The 14,706-nt window shown below is 47.5% G+C and carries 12 protein-coding genes; 8 read left to right on the forward strand and 4 right to left on the reverse strand.

The window, feature by feature from the left end:
- Window positions 1-163 precede the first annotated feature (163 nt).
- Window positions 164-1,561 (forward strand): CoA-binding protein, encoded by a 1,398-nt coding sequence (locus VIS94_09215; protein HEY9161251.1) that lies wholly within the window; start codon window positions 164-166, stop codon window positions 1,559-1,561.
- A 119-nt stretch (window positions 1,562-1,680) separates the two neighbouring features.
- Here the strand turns inward: VIS94_09215 and VIS94_09220 are convergent, their stop codons facing one another.
- Window positions 1,681-2,850, reverse strand: a complete 1,170-nt coding sequence (locus VIS94_09220; protein HEY9161252.1) for an acyl-CoA dehydrogenase family protein — start codon at window positions 2,848-2,850, stop codon at window positions 1,681-1,683.
- 360 nt (window positions 2,851-3,210) lie between these two features.
- On the opposite strand from VIS94_09220, the gene VIS94_09225 reads away from it, so the two are divergent.
- The 7 genes from VIS94_09225 to VIS94_09255 all read left to right on the forward strand — a co-directional run bounded on the left by VIS94_09225 (window position 3,211) and on the right by VIS94_09255 (window position 10,341).
- Window positions 3,211-3,759 (forward strand): helix-turn-helix domain-containing protein, encoded by a 549-nt coding sequence (locus VIS94_09225; GenBank protein ID HEY9161253.1) that lies wholly within the window; start codon window positions 3,211-3,213, stop codon window positions 3,757-3,759.
- Between the two features lie 97 nt (window positions 3,760-3,856).
- Window positions 3,857-5,293, forward strand: a complete 1,437-nt coding sequence (locus VIS94_09230; GenBank protein ID HEY9161254.1) for a thiolase domain-containing protein — start codon at window positions 3,857-3,859, stop codon at window positions 5,291-5,293.
- A gap of 12 nt (window positions 5,294-5,305) precedes the next feature.
- Complete coding sequence (locus tag VIS94_09235; GenBank protein ID HEY9161255.1) at window positions 5,306-5,896, forward strand: hypothetical protein; 591 nt, start codon at window positions 5,306-5,308, stop codon at window positions 5,894-5,896.
- Window positions 5,897-6,062: 166 nt separating this feature from the next.
- The gene (locus VIS94_09240; GenBank protein ID HEY9161256.1) at window positions 6,063-7,232 is read left to right on the forward strand and encodes a hypothetical protein; all 1,170 of its coding nucleotides are present in this window, start codon (window positions 6,063-6,065) and stop codon (window positions 7,230-7,232) included.
- A gap of 5 nt (window positions 7,233-7,237) precedes the next feature.
- Window positions 7,238-7,717, forward strand: coding sequence for a thermonuclease family protein (locus VIS94_09245; protein HEY9161257.1), 480 nt, complete (start codon window positions 7,238-7,240; stop codon window positions 7,715-7,717).
- 53 nt (window positions 7,718-7,770) lie between these two features.
- Window positions 7,771-8,361, forward strand: coding sequence for a hypothetical protein (locus VIS94_09250; protein ID HEY9161258.1), 591 nt, complete (start codon window positions 7,771-7,773; stop codon window positions 8,359-8,361).
- Window positions 8,362-8,472: 111 nt separating this feature from the next.
- Window positions 8,473-10,341, forward strand: a complete 1,869-nt coding sequence (locus VIS94_09255; GenBank protein HEY9161259.1) for a SurA N-terminal domain-containing protein — start codon at window positions 8,473-8,475, stop codon at window positions 10,339-10,341.
- Between the two features lie 102 nt (window positions 10,342-10,443).
- Here the strand turns inward: VIS94_09255 and VIS94_09260 are convergent, their stop codons facing one another.
- The 3 genes from VIS94_09260 to VIS94_09270 all read right to left on the reverse strand — a co-directional run bounded on the left by VIS94_09260 (window position 10,444) and on the right by VIS94_09270 (window position 14,619).
- A complete protein-coding gene (locus VIS94_09260) occupies window positions 10,444-11,628 on the reverse strand; it encodes an ATP-binding protein (protein ID HEY9161260.1) in 1,185 nt (394 codons plus the stop codon).
- Between the two features lie 581 nt (window positions 11,629-12,209).
- Window positions 12,210-13,139 carry a radical SAM protein gene (locus tag VIS94_09265; protein HEY9161261.1) on the reverse strand — a complete coding sequence of 310 codons (930 nt, stop codon included), beginning with the start codon at window positions 13,137-13,139 and terminating at the stop codon, window positions 12,210-12,212.
- 4 nt (window positions 13,140-13,143) lie between these two features.
- Complete coding sequence (locus VIS94_09270; GenBank protein ID HEY9161262.1) at window positions 13,144-14,619, reverse strand: AMP-binding protein; 1,476 nt, start codon at window positions 14,617-14,619, stop codon at window positions 13,144-13,146.
- Window positions 14,620-14,706 lie beyond the last annotated feature (87 nt).

Genomic DNA, 14,706 nt, shown 5'->3' on the forward strand with positions numbered 1-14,706 from the left:
CCTCCCAATTCAGCAGGGCTGCCGCAGGGCAGCCTTTTTTTATCCTGTATATTCAGTTTTTTCAGCAGACTTTTCTTCTCCGATGTGTCAGTTTAAGTTTTTAAAACGGTTATGGTAATTTTGTTGGTAAACCCATAAAATAAATCCAATTACTGGAGATCTGATGGACAATTCATATCAAAGACTTGAACAGTTTTTCTCGCCACGGCATATTGTAGTAGTCGGTGCCAGCACGAAAAATTTCTGGTTTGCCAATGCAGTGATGAATGCCTCAACCTTGGGATTCGAAGGGGCATTCTACCCGGTTAACCCGACCGCACAGGAGGTGGCGGGAATTAAGGCATACAAGGGAATCGAAACGCTTCCTGATGCACCGTTTGATTTCGGCGTAGTCATGGTCAAGGCCTCGCTCGTGAAAGACACTATCGGCAGACTCCTCTCTATCGGGATAAAAAATATTCTGCTACTAACCTCAGGCTATGCAGAAACAGGGCCACAGGGCAAAGCGCTGCAGCTTGAGCTCACGCAATTCTGCAAAGAGAACGACATCCTGCTCATGGGCCCCAACTGTCTTGGTTTTATCAATCCCCTCTCACGCTCAAGCGTCTTTGTCGGCGGCTCGGTCGAAGGAATTCCTGCCCCGGGAGGAATTGGCGTTATTGCACAGAGCGGGGCTACAAGTGAGATCCTCGTAAGCAAGCTTATCGGGAAAGGCCTGGGGATTTCGATTTATTCGACGACAGGAAACGAGGCTGTGCTTACAGCCGAAGATATCCTGGAATATCTCGTGAACGATGCCAGCACAAAGATAATCACGGCTTTCTTCGAGGGTTTCAGGGATATTGCTAAACTGAAAGCGGCTGCAAAAACTGCGGCCTCAAGGGCCATCCCGATAATCATGGTTAAAGTTGGCAGGTCGTCACACGGGGTGAATATGGCCAGTTCGCATACAGGTGCGCTTGCCGGGAATGATGCGGTTATCGACAGCGCCCTGAGACAATTCGGCATTATAAGGGTCGATTCGATAGAAGAAATGGTTGAAACGGCTTCACTTTTTTCAAGATGCAGGCTTCCCGACGGCGACGGGCTCTGCATATACACGCTGTCTGGCGGACTTTGCGGAATGTATGCGGACCTGTGTGAAAAATACGGCATCAGCCTGCCTGAACTGAGCAACAGCACAAAAGAAAAACTCAAGGAAATCCTTCCCGAGTTTGCTCAGCCTGACAACCCTCTTGACGTCACAGGGTCAGGCTTTCAATCCGGCCTGGATTCGGTTTTCGACATCCTTCTTGAAGAAGAGAGTATTTCGATAATCGCTCCTTTGTGCATATCACCCCCGGGCCCCGACGATATTTTCTCTCCTCGAATAAACAGCGCTTTTTTAAGATATTCCGGTTCTTTAATAAAGACTGTTGTGCCTATTGCGTTCAGGGAAGTGAACTCTTATGCGCGGGAACTCTTTAAAAACCTGAATCTCCATGTCATGGAGCACCCGGATATTGGCTTTAAGGCGCTTTCGCATTTTATTAATTATGCAAAATATGTAAGACGCCCTTAAAGCTGACTCTTAAAAAATAAAAAGGGCGCATGAATGATGCGCCCCTTTGCTGTTTTTCAATTCCGGTCGGGCTTCCCTTCCCTTAAGTCCAACCCTCATGCATTCATATACCACTTTATTTATCTATCCCTGCACAACTCCCTTGCGATTATTATTCTTCTGATTTCCGATGTGCCTGCACCGATTTCAAGAAGTTTGGCATCGCGCCAGAGCTTCTGTATCGGATACTCCAGGCAATATCCATAGCCGCCGTGAATCTGTACGCCGTCGCAGCAGACCTTAGTTGCAGATTCAGCTGCAAAAAGGATCGCGGCCGCTGCAAGTTTATCAAGGACTGTGCCTTTTCCCCCTTTCTTTCCACCGGGGCCGTCGGCGAATCGGGCAGCATTGTAAACAAGACCGCGTGATGCCTCGACCAGGCAGTACATGTCAGCAAGCTTTGCCTGTATCATCTCGAATTCCCTGAGCTGCTTTCCGAACTGCTCGCGCTCTTTTGCATATTTTATGGAATATTGAAGCCCCTGCTCTGCGGTTCCGAGTGAATTTCCCGAAAGGGTAATCCTCTCGTAGGCAAGGCCCGATGTGACTATATGCACGCCCATATTCTCTTCAAGAAGCAGGTTCTCTGCCGGAACCTCTACATCTTCATAGCTGAGCTCAACGGTAGGAGAGCCCCTCATGCCACACTTGCGGAGTTTTTTTGAAATCGTAACACCTTTACTTTCGGCATCGACAACAAATGCGCTGATGCCATGGGCTCCGCGTTCAGGAGCAGTCTTTGCATAGACAAGGTGCGTCTTTGCTATGGTTCCATTGGTTATGAACATCTTTGTTCCGTTGATTATATATTTGTCACCTGATTTTTTAGCAGTGGTTCTCATCCCTCCGAGCGCATCCGATCCGGCTCCCGGCTCTGTCAGACAAAGCGCTCCGATCGCATCTCCCGTGCACATGGGGGGCAGGAATTTCTGCCTTTGCGACTCATTACCGTTCTTGTAGATGTTGTTGGCGCAAAGGTTCGAGTGGGCCGCATAGCTCATGCTGAGTGCCGGGGATAATCTGGCGATCTGCTCTACCGCAAGCGTTTGCATCAATATGCCCTGACCCGCTCCCCCGTATGCCTCTCCAAGCGTTATGCCAAGAATGCCCAGGCCTGCAAGCTGTTTGAAGAAATCATCAGGAAGCTTGTCTTCTTCATCTATCGCCTCCTGTTTCGGGCCCAGATAATTTTCAGCCCATTTGTAAACCGTATCGCATAACATTAACTCTTCTGCCGTCAGTGATAACATTTTCTTTCTCCTTTTTCCGGTCGGTTATTAATGGATTTGCCAGACCGTTAATTTTTTAAAATTAACTTAAGTATCCTTTCCTGATGCGGTTCAGTCAGGGCCATCCTTCATATTCGCGAAAATAAACAACGGAAGGTTCAGATAGAATTTCAAACGGATTCCTGCCAACGAACGCTGCCTGTTTCACGGTTTCCCCCCTTTTTCCTTCACCCGCCGTAAGGGGCAGGGATTATTCAAGATTGAAGCAAGCAGATTAAAATATGACAAAAACGCACTGTTATTGTCAATACTTAATTGACAGTAAATATTAAGTAATGGTATATATTGGATAATACATAAGACACACATTCTGGAGACAACATGAATCTCGGCGCAGTGCTGAAGAAAAGAAGAAAAGAAAAAGGGCTCATACTCAAGGCCGTGGCTGAAAAAGCCGGAATATCTGAGGGATTTTTGTCTCAGGTGGAAAACGATGTCAGCTCTCCTTCGGTTGAAACCCTTATCCGGATCTGCAATGCGATGGGCATAAATGCAGGTGAAATAATCCGCGAGGCCGAGAAAAAAGAGCGGCTTGTGGTGATACGCAGGGCCGAATGGGAAGAAGATATCGAGCTGCCCAAGTCCGGATTTGTCACCCGCCGTTTTTACTCTCCGGAATCGAGGCACATAATTGACAGCTCTGTAATGGTGCTTGAATCAGGCGCATCAATACCCGGCAGAAAAGGGATCAAAAACAGCCAGGAAATATTATGCGTTCTTAAAGGCACGGTTGAAGTTTCATGCGGGAACGAAACGGCTCTTTTACATGAAGGGGATGCCGTACATTATTATTGGTCGGTACCTGAAAAACAGGTGATTGAGAACAAATCGAAAGACCTTTCGGTTGTTCTATGGGTTGGCACTTTGTAGTTATTGGATTTGGAATTCTGTTTAAAAAAATGCCAATGTTTTGCAGCGGTCTTTTAAGACAGCTGCAAACAGAATAAAGACTGGGAAGGAGTTTTTTATGATCAAGTTCAGTGAACAGCAGTTAAAGATCCCCAAGCTGATGAGGCCGGTTTATCTGGTAACCTCCGGTCAGTCGAAATTTGACCGTGCATTTCCGGATAAGCGTACTGAGGAATTGTGCATCGATGCATTCAACCAGGCAGCCGAACTCATCAACATGCAGCCATCTGAGCTGAAGAAGTACATCCACACTTGTTATTATGGTCATTTTGCGGATCACTTCGGCGATCAGCTTCTTGGCGAAGCCGTTATCCATGACAGGCTCGGACTGGATCCCCTGGGCAATGTCGGGATTAAAACCGGCGGCGCCACAGGAGGTTCGACGCTGTGGGAAGCGACAAAAGCGGTTGCTTCCGGCTACTCCGACTGCGTGCTTGCAATGGGTTGGGAACGCATGGACGAGGTTCCGACGGATGAAGGAAATTTCCTTATTTCCTGTGCGGCCGATAAGGATTGGGAAGGCCCTCTCGGTCACATATATACGGGATACTATGCCGTCATGGCCCAGAAGTACTGGAAGGTTTTCGGCAAGGAGGAGGACTCGTTCCGCAGGACTCTGGCCGAAATATCCGTCAAGCATCACGGATACGCCAGGATGAACCCCTACGCCCAGGCCCCCATGAAGATTACGGTTGAGGACGTTCTGAAATCGCCCGTCGTCGCATATCCTCTGCGCGCCCTTGATGCATGCCTGATGAGTGTCGGTGCCGCTTGTGCGATCATCTGTGACGAAAAAACCGCAATTAAGCTGACAAAGGGAACAAAGAACAAACCTCTTCGCATATGGGTTACTGCAGGCTCGCATACACTGAGGCCAGCTGACAGAAGGGATATGGCCATTCCTCTTCTCCCGAATGAAACGGCCAAACAGTACAAGGACCTCGGAGAAAGATTCCCCGGCGGCGAAAGATATCCCGGTTTCACCGGATTCCTTGCGGCACGTATGGCGGCATATTATGCATACCGTATGACCGGCATAAACGATCCGACAAAGGATCTCGATGTCATCGAACTACATGATGCATTCACCATAAGCGATGTCCAGACATATGAGGACGTCGGAATCAGACCTTACGGATACGGCAGGGATTATGTCGAGTCAGGCGATTGCTATCATACCAACCCAAAGACCGGCAAACCCGGAAAACTCCCTTCAAACCTCTCGGGTGGTCTCATCGGATGCATGCACGCTGTCGGCGCCACGGGCATCATGCAGACATTCGAAATAGCCACACATCTCTGGGGCCGATGGGCGGAAATCCACGGTGATGAAAAGAGATGGAAGGAATTCAACAGAAAGAAGCCTGCCGACTGGACAGATCTCCAGGTCAAGGGCGCGAAGAGGGCGATGGCTATAAGCCATGCAGGCGTGGGTTCGCATGTAACCGCAACTATTCTGATGGACCCCGACCATCTTTTAAAGAAAGACGCATAAAGGAGAACGACTATGGGAAATTTTGCAACCGTTTCGGTTAAAGATAACAAGTACAAGGTAAAGGGAGATTTCCATCATCTGACCCCTAACACACCTATCAGGGATATGGACAACAAGGGAAAGCTTCTTGGAGTAACCAACCCCAGGGACATGACCTATATACACTCATACGGTGGAGAGGCGATATTCTTCGAATCGCTGAGCCAGGGCAAACTGATGGCTTCCCGCTGCGACAACAAAAAGTGCGAATCCAAAGGAACCATTTATCAGCCTTTCAGGATTCACTGCATGGATTGCCTTGGAAAGAATACTGTCATCGACATGACGGAAATCGCCAAAAAGACCGCGCGCATACATACGTTCATGGTCTGCGAGCGATCGGGAGCCTTCAGCATTCTGGACAAGCCTATAAAATTCATAAACATCGAGTTTGACGGTGTATCAACGATCCTTATGAGCTACCTCGCTGTAGGTGAACCTGAAATGGGCATGAGGGTTGTGCCTATCTTCAAGACACAGGACCCCACTTATACGATACTGGATCTCGCTTGGGTTCCTGAGGGAACAAAGAAGAACAAGCTGCCGCTTGGTTTCAGTTTCTAATAATTAATGCCTGTGTTCCCTGCCGGTAACTGTCAAGGCCGGCAGGGAAATTCCATCTTGTCAGAAGAACCTTTCCGTCGATTATCTTTTGCCTGTTGGCAAGATAATATCTTTAAGGTTATACCGATAACATCATAAACAACAAATCCAAACCACAGGGGTTCTCATGAGAAAAATCATTCTGGGGGTGATTATGGCACTGGCCTTGCTGCCGGATACGGGCTTTGGATATCAGAGGGCGCTTCCGCCGAAAGCCGAAGTGAAAAAACTAGAGGTTACATTCAACTCCGAGACTATAAATGCATATTACCTCATGATTGACGCCCGGACAAAAGAAGAAAAAGAAGCGGATAAGGCCAGGGGCGAACTGGGTGGTGCGGTGATTGTCTTTTTCCAGGGACACGGCCAGAGGCCGAAGGATTGCTACAACTTCACCGAGCTTCTCGGAGTCCAGAGCAAATCAGGCATTGTCATCGTGCCGGTCTGTGACACGCCATACGGCAAAGACGCGACCTTCAGAGGCGACAGCGGAAAGATGGTGATTCTGATGGACATTATCAGATACCTGCTCAATGAGAACGGCATCTCAATTGACGGGTACAGTCCCGTTACCAAGATGGAGATCAAGATTAACGGCAAGCCGGTTATTTCAAACCCGGATAATATCATGACGAAAATATGCCCCGTCGGATGGTCTCATGGCGGCATACTGGCAAGAGAGTTTGCACATAACTACCCCGGGGCTGCAACAGGGATGGCTGCCATATGTTCGGCGGGATATAAAAAATGGTGCTGTACCTGCCATCTTATGACCAGGTTTGCCTGGGAGGGCCTTCATATCGGAACGCTAACCTTCAGCAGGCATGCATCGGAAGCGCTTGGAGCAGGCTGGGGGCTTGCATGCGGTGTTACAGGTGATGCGGCAAGGTCGGTGCCCGATAGTTTTTCATCCTGCCAGCCTTCAAAACTGGGCCGGTCATGCAGGGATATAAAAGACTGTACAAGGTATCTTGACGACACCAATGCCGCTATCACCGATATCAAAAAAATCACCGTTATATTCGGAAGGTCCGATACCTGCATGGATGCCAGAGATTACGGAATAAAAGACCTCGATAATCCTTCCGCGCAGGATGTACAGAAATTCTGGGAGACATACTATCCATCAAATGTCGCCAACGGTTCGAAACTAACATTCATGATACTGCCAGGCATGCATGTGGGCCCTGCAACGAACAGCGATGTTTATGCAGAGGCGGTCCTTGAAGGGATTGATCAGATCGACAGGGAAAATGCGGGTCTGTTTCCGGCACCAGAAACAAAGGATAAGAATTGACATCTGTGAAACGATTCCCGTGGGCTGTTATTGCCGTTATTGCAGGGATATTAAGCCTTGCTGTCTACAGTCATGTCACTGGCTCCGATGTCCATATTGTTAAAAGAGTCATAGACGGCGACACTATTATCCTTGATGACGGCAGACACATCAGGCTTATCGGGGTCGACGCCCCTGAAGTCGATTCCCCGTACGAAAAAGCAGAGCCTTTCGGGAAAGAGAGCCGTGATTACATGAAAAGACTTGTCGAAAGAAGACTCGTAACAATAAAGACCGGCCCTGAACCTTATGACAAGTATGGAAGGACGCTTGCGTATGTTTACCTGGGCCCCACAATGGTGAACAGCCGCATCATAAGGGATGGGTATGCAAAGGCGTACAGGAGATTTAAATTTCCCGAACGTGACCTTTTCATCAATTATGAAAAAGAGGCCAGGTCAAGGGGTGTGGGCATGTGGAAGTATAAACATGGTAAAGCAAAATAAGTATAAGGCTTCGGGGTTTATAAAATAAGATTACTTTCTTTCAGGGAAAAGTTATGTGGAAATATGTTGTAATCGCCTTTGTTGTCTTGATCGGGTTTTTTTCATGGTGCTCTCAACGGACACTTCATCACGCACCAGGCATCATTGCACCGGATATTCCAGTACAGGAAACTATCAATGATGCCGATCCGTTTACTTACAAGGACTATACTATCAAGCCCGTTGCAGCATTCAAGCTCAAGGCAAGAGTTCTCTCTCGCGAACGATACCGTTTTGACCGGTGTGCCGAGCTGAGCCCTGTCGACCTTGCTCTCGGATGGGGACCCATGTCGGATGAAGCGGTTCTAAACAAGCTGAAAATCAGCCAGATGGGCAGATTTTTTTACTGGAAGGCAAGCGGGGTGCTTCCAATACCGCTGGAACAAATATGCGCCAATGCTTCTAACATGCATATGATACCAGCTAACAAATATGCCCGCAGAATACTCTTAAAGGTCAGGCCCGGTCAGATTATAGAAATAGAAGGCTACCTGGTCAATGTTTCGGGCAGGGACGGGATGACATGGCAAACTTCCCTGTCAAGGACTGACACTGGCAGGGGCGCATGCGAGCTTGTCTGGGTGGAAAAGGCGAATATCAGATGATCTGCGGCCGGTCATCGCCTGAAGAACGAGGCGGAACAATCTTTACTTGAAATAAATGCCTCATTCATCTATCTTTTGCCAGAAATGCAATAAAAATAAAGGGAGAAACTGATGCTCAGTTACATGAGGAAGCATTCCAAAGGGTGGATGATAAAGATCATTTTCGGTGCGATTATTTTGACATTTGTCATGTGGGGAGGAAGTTCATACCTCAACCGTGAGGCCAGCAAGGTAGCCAAGATAGACAAACACATCATATCAGATGATGTGTACCGGAAGGCATATGACAATACAATCGAAGCATACAAGCAGCAGTACGGCAATTTTTTCAGCGATGAGATGATAAAGATGCTGGACTTGAAAAACAGGGTGCTTGAACAGCTTATCAACAATTATGTCCTGGAGGTCGAGGCACAGAAAATGGGTATCAGGATTACGAAAGAAGACCTTCGGGACTCTATAAGAAAACTGCCGGTTTTTTCGACCAACGGCGGTTTTGACATGGATAAATACAACCAGATTCTGGAATATCTGAGGCTTACGCCTGCGGAGTTTGAAGATCAGCAGAGAAACGATATGATAAGACAAAGGCTTAAGGACATAGTGACTGACAATGTCCATGTATCAAAACAGGAGGTAGAGGCGGCATACCATCAGAAGGAAGACATATTTGATCTGAATTTGATCTGTTTTACACCGGATCAGTTTAAATCAAGTGTTAAAGTGGACGAGGCTGTAATCAAGGCCTGGTACGAGTCACACAAGGATTCATATAAGATTCCGCCCAAAACAAAGATATCCTATATAATATTCGACACTGCGAAAACTGCCCAGTCTGTCGTTATACCGGATAAGGTAAAACGGGACTACTACAATGAGCATATTTCAGACTTTACCCTTCCTGCAAAGGTTCATGGAAGACAGATACTTATAAACGTACCCAAGACTTCAGACGAAAAAATGGTTAAGGAAAAGGAGAAGGATGCACAGAAGATCGCAGAAGAGGCAAAAAAAGGTGCTGATTTTGCCGAGCTTGCCAGAAAGTTTTCTCAGGACCCTGTAACCGCAAAGAATGGCGGCGACCTCGGAATGGCTGAAAAGGATAAGCTTCCGGAAGGACTTGGAGACACGCTCTTTTCCATGAAGCCCGGAGATGTAAAAGGTCCGCTTCGGACCGGTACCGGGTTCAGGATAGTAAAGCTTGAAGCAAAAATCGATGAAAAGGCAAGGCCTTTTGAAGAGGTCGAGCTCATAATTACTGAGAAACTCACAGCCAGAGAAGCCAAGGATAAATCATATGATGAAGCCCAGAATGCATTTTCGGCCATTTTCGAAGACCCGAAAACCGATATTGCCGCCTATGCAAAAAAGAAAGAGCTTGAGCTGAAGGAATTCGGACCGTTTGCTGAAAACGAACAGCTGGCACTCCCCATGGGAGCAAAGGTTGCAAAAGATGCGGCAACCCGTCAGGAAGGCGATCTTGGAGATGTCATTGATACAGGCACAGGGTATATGGTGTACAAGGTAACAGGCAGGATTAATGCCAGAATCCCGGAGCTCGCCGAGGTAAGGGAAAGGGTTGTTGCCGATGCAACAAGCAACAAGACAGTCGAGGCCGCGAAAAGTTATGCATCCCAGCTTGCAGCAAAAGGGGCGGCGGCACTTAATGCAATGCCTCACGAAACGACAGGCACATTCAAGCGCTCAGACGGCATGATCCCCATGCTTGGCAGCGACCCCAAGATCAAGGACGATCTGGACAGCCTTAATATACCAAAAGAATACACCATTAACGGCAAATCCTGCGTGGTATGGCTCAATCACTTTGTCAAGGCCGATCCTGCAGGCCTTACTCCAGAGAAGGCAACTTCCATCAGGGCCGATCTTCTAAGAAAGGGAAAAGAGGCCGTTTTCGAAGATTTCATAAATAGCGCAAAGAAGAAACACAAGATAGAAATAGTACATGAAAAACTGAAGTAAGGTCTGTTATCAAGAGAGAGGTGCCGTCTGCGCCACTCTCTTGATATATATCAAATAGTGAAGGAAATTTTATAAGGTTACTAAATTTCTTGTCAGGTTTGATTAACTGAACCATTCCATCGGGTCCCGACTGAAAAATTCTTCCAGAGGGATGCCAGCACCACCCACAAGCATTGCCGATGTTTTGGGATAGGCTTCCCTGAAACGTTGCAGCCCGACCATTTTACCGCTACGGCCGCTCTTGATTTCAACAGCCCATAATTTTGAGCCTCTTGATATAATAAAATCAACTTCGTAATTTTTTTCCCGCCAGTATGTAATACTGTATTCAACTGAATTAAGGTTATTGCATAGATGTGCGCCAACAGCGTTTTCAACAATCCTGCCCCACCAGATGCTGTCCCCTATTGTTTCGGAAAAGGACTTGGTCGAGAGGGCATTTATTAATGCATTGTTCCACACCACAAGTTTCGGGCTGCTGCCCCTTTTGCGCTGAACGCCTTTTGAAAAAAACTCAAGTCCGCTCAAAAGAAAAGCCGCTTCAAGCAGCCTGATATAATGAGCCAGTGTTGTCGTGTTTCCTGCATCATGCAGCTGGCCAAGCATTTTTGTATATGAAACCGTTTGGGCGGGCAAGGTCGCCGCAAGTGCAAAGAGATGCCTCAAAAGGGCGGGTTTCGTAATTCTGCTCATCTGGAGAACATCCCTTGCCAGGACTGTTTCGATAAGGGAATCAGAAATATAACGTTTCCAGGTCGGCTCATCATCAACAAAAACCGAAGCCCCGGGATACCCGCCGAAGTAAAGCCATTTTTCAAGGCCCCAGCCAAAAGCCTGCCTACATTCCGAATAGCCCCAGTGGGTGCACCTGTGCAGTAGAAATCTTCCGGCAAGGCTTTCAGTCAAACCCTCCTGCATCAGAAGGGCGGATGATCCAAGGATAAGCACTCGAATGTCTTTTTTTGCATTGCGGCCATCCCATAGTATTTTCAGAGTCTCGCTCCAGCCTGGAACCTTTTGAAGTTCATCAAGGATCAGCAGCACCGGGCCGCCGCTTGAATCAAGCTCGGCGCCTGCCCTTCGCCACTGCGTTTCAATCCAGGAATAATCAAGCTGAACCGGCGAGTCTGCTGATGCATAGATTGACGGGTATTCGATGGACTCCTGAAGCTGTTTTGCAATAGTAGTTTTCCCTACTTGGCGAGGGCCTATGATTGCATGTATGACAGGCGATTTTTTTGAAAATATTGCCTGCAGTGTTTTAAGAAGAGGTCTTTTGTAATCCATAAATGTCTAATAACACAAACATACCCTGACTGCAATTAATTACTCAACGGTTGAGTAAAATTGCTCAATGCGGAACATATTTATATATCTGAATTAACGGAGGTTTGATTTTGGAATCAGAATTTCAACAGAAAAGTTTTCAAAAATACGGCAAGGTGTTTGTTCCGCCGGTTTATTCTGCGGAGAATATTTATAGGCGGTTTGAGGCAAAATAAAATTTCCTTTACCTTTTTATCAAGCTGCCCTGAGTGCAGCTTGATAAGCAGGTTGGAGGATTAAAACTCATAATTCAATGGACGTCCCGAAAAGGTTCTCAGCTGCATTGCTTCCTGATGCTTGCTTCGTGTCCGGGTTCTATCAGCATATGCTTGTCCTCAACCGATAAGTCCGACTTTTTTTTCAACCAGTCCAGTTCGACCTTCATTTTCCCTATCTGTTTGTAAAGTTCTTCCTTTTCAGCATCATCGGGCTTTTCCTTATTCAGTGGTCTGAAAAACGGGGGCCATCATAATCAACATAAGATCATAGTTATAGTTCCCGGGAGGGGATGTAAGATTGCATCGGGAATTTTACAATTGGTATCAGGGTTCATACAGTTTCATATTATCCCGCATCAGCAGGTTGATGCCGTCACCGAACGGGTAAAAATTTGTGAAATCAGGAGCATAGCTTTCCTGCGAATCAATATCCTGCGCATAGATCGTTTCAAACCCGAGTTCTATCGCCCTCGACAAAACAGCCTGATATTCTTCATAAGTGACGGCTCGTTTCATTTCCGGGATTTCGCCGGTGTAGAAGCGCGGATTGTACTGGGAAAGCAGGCTTAACGGTACCTTAAGCGAAAGGCAGGCAAGAAAATCGAGTACGCTGAAGGGTTTTGACAGCATGCCAGGCATGAGGAGATGCCTTACTATAAGGCCTGATAAGGCGCGGCCTGTTTTATCCGTCTTTATAGGACCTTTTTCACGCCAGGCAAATTCAACCGCATCCATCGCCCTTGCCCAGTAGTCCGGAATGCCTCCGATAAAAAGGCCTGCCTCGTTGCTTCCGTAACGCATGTCCATGAGATAAATATCAATATGGGGACTTAACATTTTGAGAGTCTTAATATCTTCATATCCGCTAGAATTAAGCACGACAGGGATAACAAGGCCTTTGCTTTTTGCGGCGTCGAGCGAAAGAATCAGTTCATCGGCATAGTGCGTCGGGGTTACGAGATTGATGTTTGAACAACCCATTTCCTGAAACTCAATCATGTATGATGAAAGCCTGTCAGGGGAAACATCGCAGCCGAGGTTTTTGTGGCTTATCTGACTGTTCTGGCAGTATGGGCATTTGAGCGGGCATCCCGGAAAAAATATTGCACCCGAACCTGAACCCGTTACCAGAGGCGGTTCTTCTCCCTTGTGGATGACAACGGCTGATACGCGCATGCCGCCGCCCGCACCGCACAGACCCCTTTCAGAAGACCTGTCGGCCCCGCACCTGATAGGACAGAGCGAGCATTTCATGTGATCACTTTAAAAGGTCGAACCTGGCCTTTCCTTTTTCGTCCCTGGGTATCTCATCAACAAATACGACAATTCTTGGCGTTTTGTAGGGGGCAAGGCGCTTTCTGGCGTACATCTTAATATCATCCTCGGTAAGTTTCGGGTCATCCTTGACAATATACGCCTTCACCACGGCCCCCCGCATAAGGTCGGGTTCACCTTTTATGGCAGAATCCTTCACGCCGGGAATTTCGTCGAGCACACTCAGGACTTCCCTGCAGTAGACATTGAACCCGGAGGTGATGATCATGTCTTTCTTGAAGCCGGTGATATAAACATATCCGTCTTCGTCCAGATAACCCAGGTCACCGGTGTGGAGCCATCCGTCTTTTATGATGTCGGCGGTCTCCTTCGGCCTTTTATAATAGCCCTTCATGATGTTGGGCCCTTTGAAGAGAATCTCTCCCTTTTGCATGGGGGCGAGGATATTGCCGTTTTCGTCGATGATCCTTGCCTCTACATTATATACCGGAGGGCCTATCGACTCGGGCTTGTTGACACCGTATATCCTGTTGACAGTGCATACCGGGGAGGCCTCTGTTATGCCGTATCCATGCATTATTTCGATACCGGTCTTAGCCTTGAAAGATTCGTATATTTCTTTTGACAGCGCTGAGCCTCCGGCAATGAGGAAACGGATATCGGGATAGGTTATGTTCTGGGCATCGGGATGGTTTACAAGACCAAAGAAGAGTGTGGGAACGGCGCTGATGTTGGTTATCCCTGCATGGTTTATTGCCTGTGCCATCTCCTTGAAGTCCAGCCTTTTCATGAAATACACCGTGCCGCCGAGCCTTAAAAGGCTCAGCATGTTTATACTGGCGCTGAATGAATGAAAGCACGGAATAACGGTAAGGGACATCTCCCTGTCGGTCCCGTTATAGAGTATTTCCATGAGACTAGAGTTGTGCTCGAGATTGCCGTGTGTAAGCTGGGCGCCCATTGGGTAGCCAGTGAGACCGGAAGAATATACCATCGAGGCCACATCATCTCTCCGGGTAGCCTCAATTATCGGATCCGGACTGCCGGTTACCCATTCTTTGAAATTGCCGTTTTCGCCGGTGGTGATCACAGTCTTTAAAGGATATTGGTCTCTGATGGCAGTGTATGTATTGAGGTTCGAGTCCTCTATTATGAGCGCCTTGGCGTCGGAATCCGCTATGATGTGCAGAAGTTCTCTCGATGTGTACGAAGGATTGACCGGTACTATCACCGCTCCCATGCCCGCTACCGCCAGATAGGAAACGATGAACTCGGGTATGTTGGGAAGCACCAGTGTGACATGATCTCCGAAGCCTATGCCCGCCTTTTTCAGATTCGTGCCCAGGGTTCTTGTCAGGGCTGCCAGTTCGGCATAGGACATATCCCTGTCCCTTGTCTTTATTGCTGTCTTCCCAGGCCTTGTTACGGCGTTTTCTTCAACAAAACCATATATGTTCATACACACCTCAAAAAGGATTTTCCCTGATATTATAAACTTGTTTCCGCTTAATTTATCAATACAATGTTTTTTAAAATGTGACGACCT

Source organism: Desulfomonilia bacterium (assembly GCA_036567785.1).
Taxonomy (GTDB): domain Bacteria; phylum Desulfobacterota; class Desulfomonilia; order UBA1062; family UBA1062; genus DATCTV01.

What these genes read in the sequence shown, in the direction of transcription:
- VIS94_09220 (HEY9161252.1), bottom strand. Translation starts at nt 2,850, where the DNA reads ATGTTATCACTGACGGCAGAAGAGTTAATGTTATGCGATACGGTTTAC.
- VIS94_09255 (HEY9161259.1), top strand. Translation starts at nt 8,473, where the DNA reads ATGCTCAGTTACATGAGGAAGCATTCCAAAGGGTGGATGATAAAGATC.
- VIS94_09250 (HEY9161258.1), top strand. Translation starts at nt 7,771, where the DNA reads ATGTGGAAATATGTTGTAATCGCCTTTGTTGTCTTGATCGGGTTTTTT.
- VIS94_09260 (HEY9161260.1), bottom strand. Translation starts at nt 11,628, where the DNA reads ATGGATTACAAAAGACCTCTTCTTAAAACACTGCAGGCAATATTTTCA.
- VIS94_09225 (HEY9161253.1), top strand. Translation starts at nt 3,211, where the DNA reads ATGAATCTCGGCGCAGTGCTGAAGAAAAGAAGAAAAGAAAAAGGGCTC.
- VIS94_09240 (HEY9161256.1), top strand. Translation starts at nt 6,063, where the DNA reads ATGAGAAAAATCATTCTGGGGGTGATTATGGCACTGGCCTTGCTGCCG.
- VIS94_09235 (HEY9161255.1), top strand. Translation starts at nt 5,306, where the DNA reads ATGGGAAATTTTGCAACCGTTTCGGTTAAAGATAACAAGTACAAGGTA.
- VIS94_09215 (HEY9161251.1), top strand. Translation starts at nt 164, where the DNA reads ATGGACAATTCATATCAAAGACTTGAACAGTTTTTCTCGCCACGGCAT.
- VIS94_09270 (HEY9161262.1), bottom strand. Translation starts at nt 14,619, where the DNA reads ATGAACATATATGGTTTTGTTGAAGAAAACGCCGTAACAAGGCCTGGG.
- VIS94_09230 (HEY9161254.1), top strand. Translation starts at nt 3,857, where the DNA reads ATGATCAAGTTCAGTGAACAGCAGTTAAAGATCCCCAAGCTGATGAGG.
- VIS94_09265 (HEY9161261.1), bottom strand. Translation starts at nt 13,139, where the DNA reads ATGAAATGCTCGCTCTGTCCTATCAGGTGCGGGGCCGACAGGTCTTCT.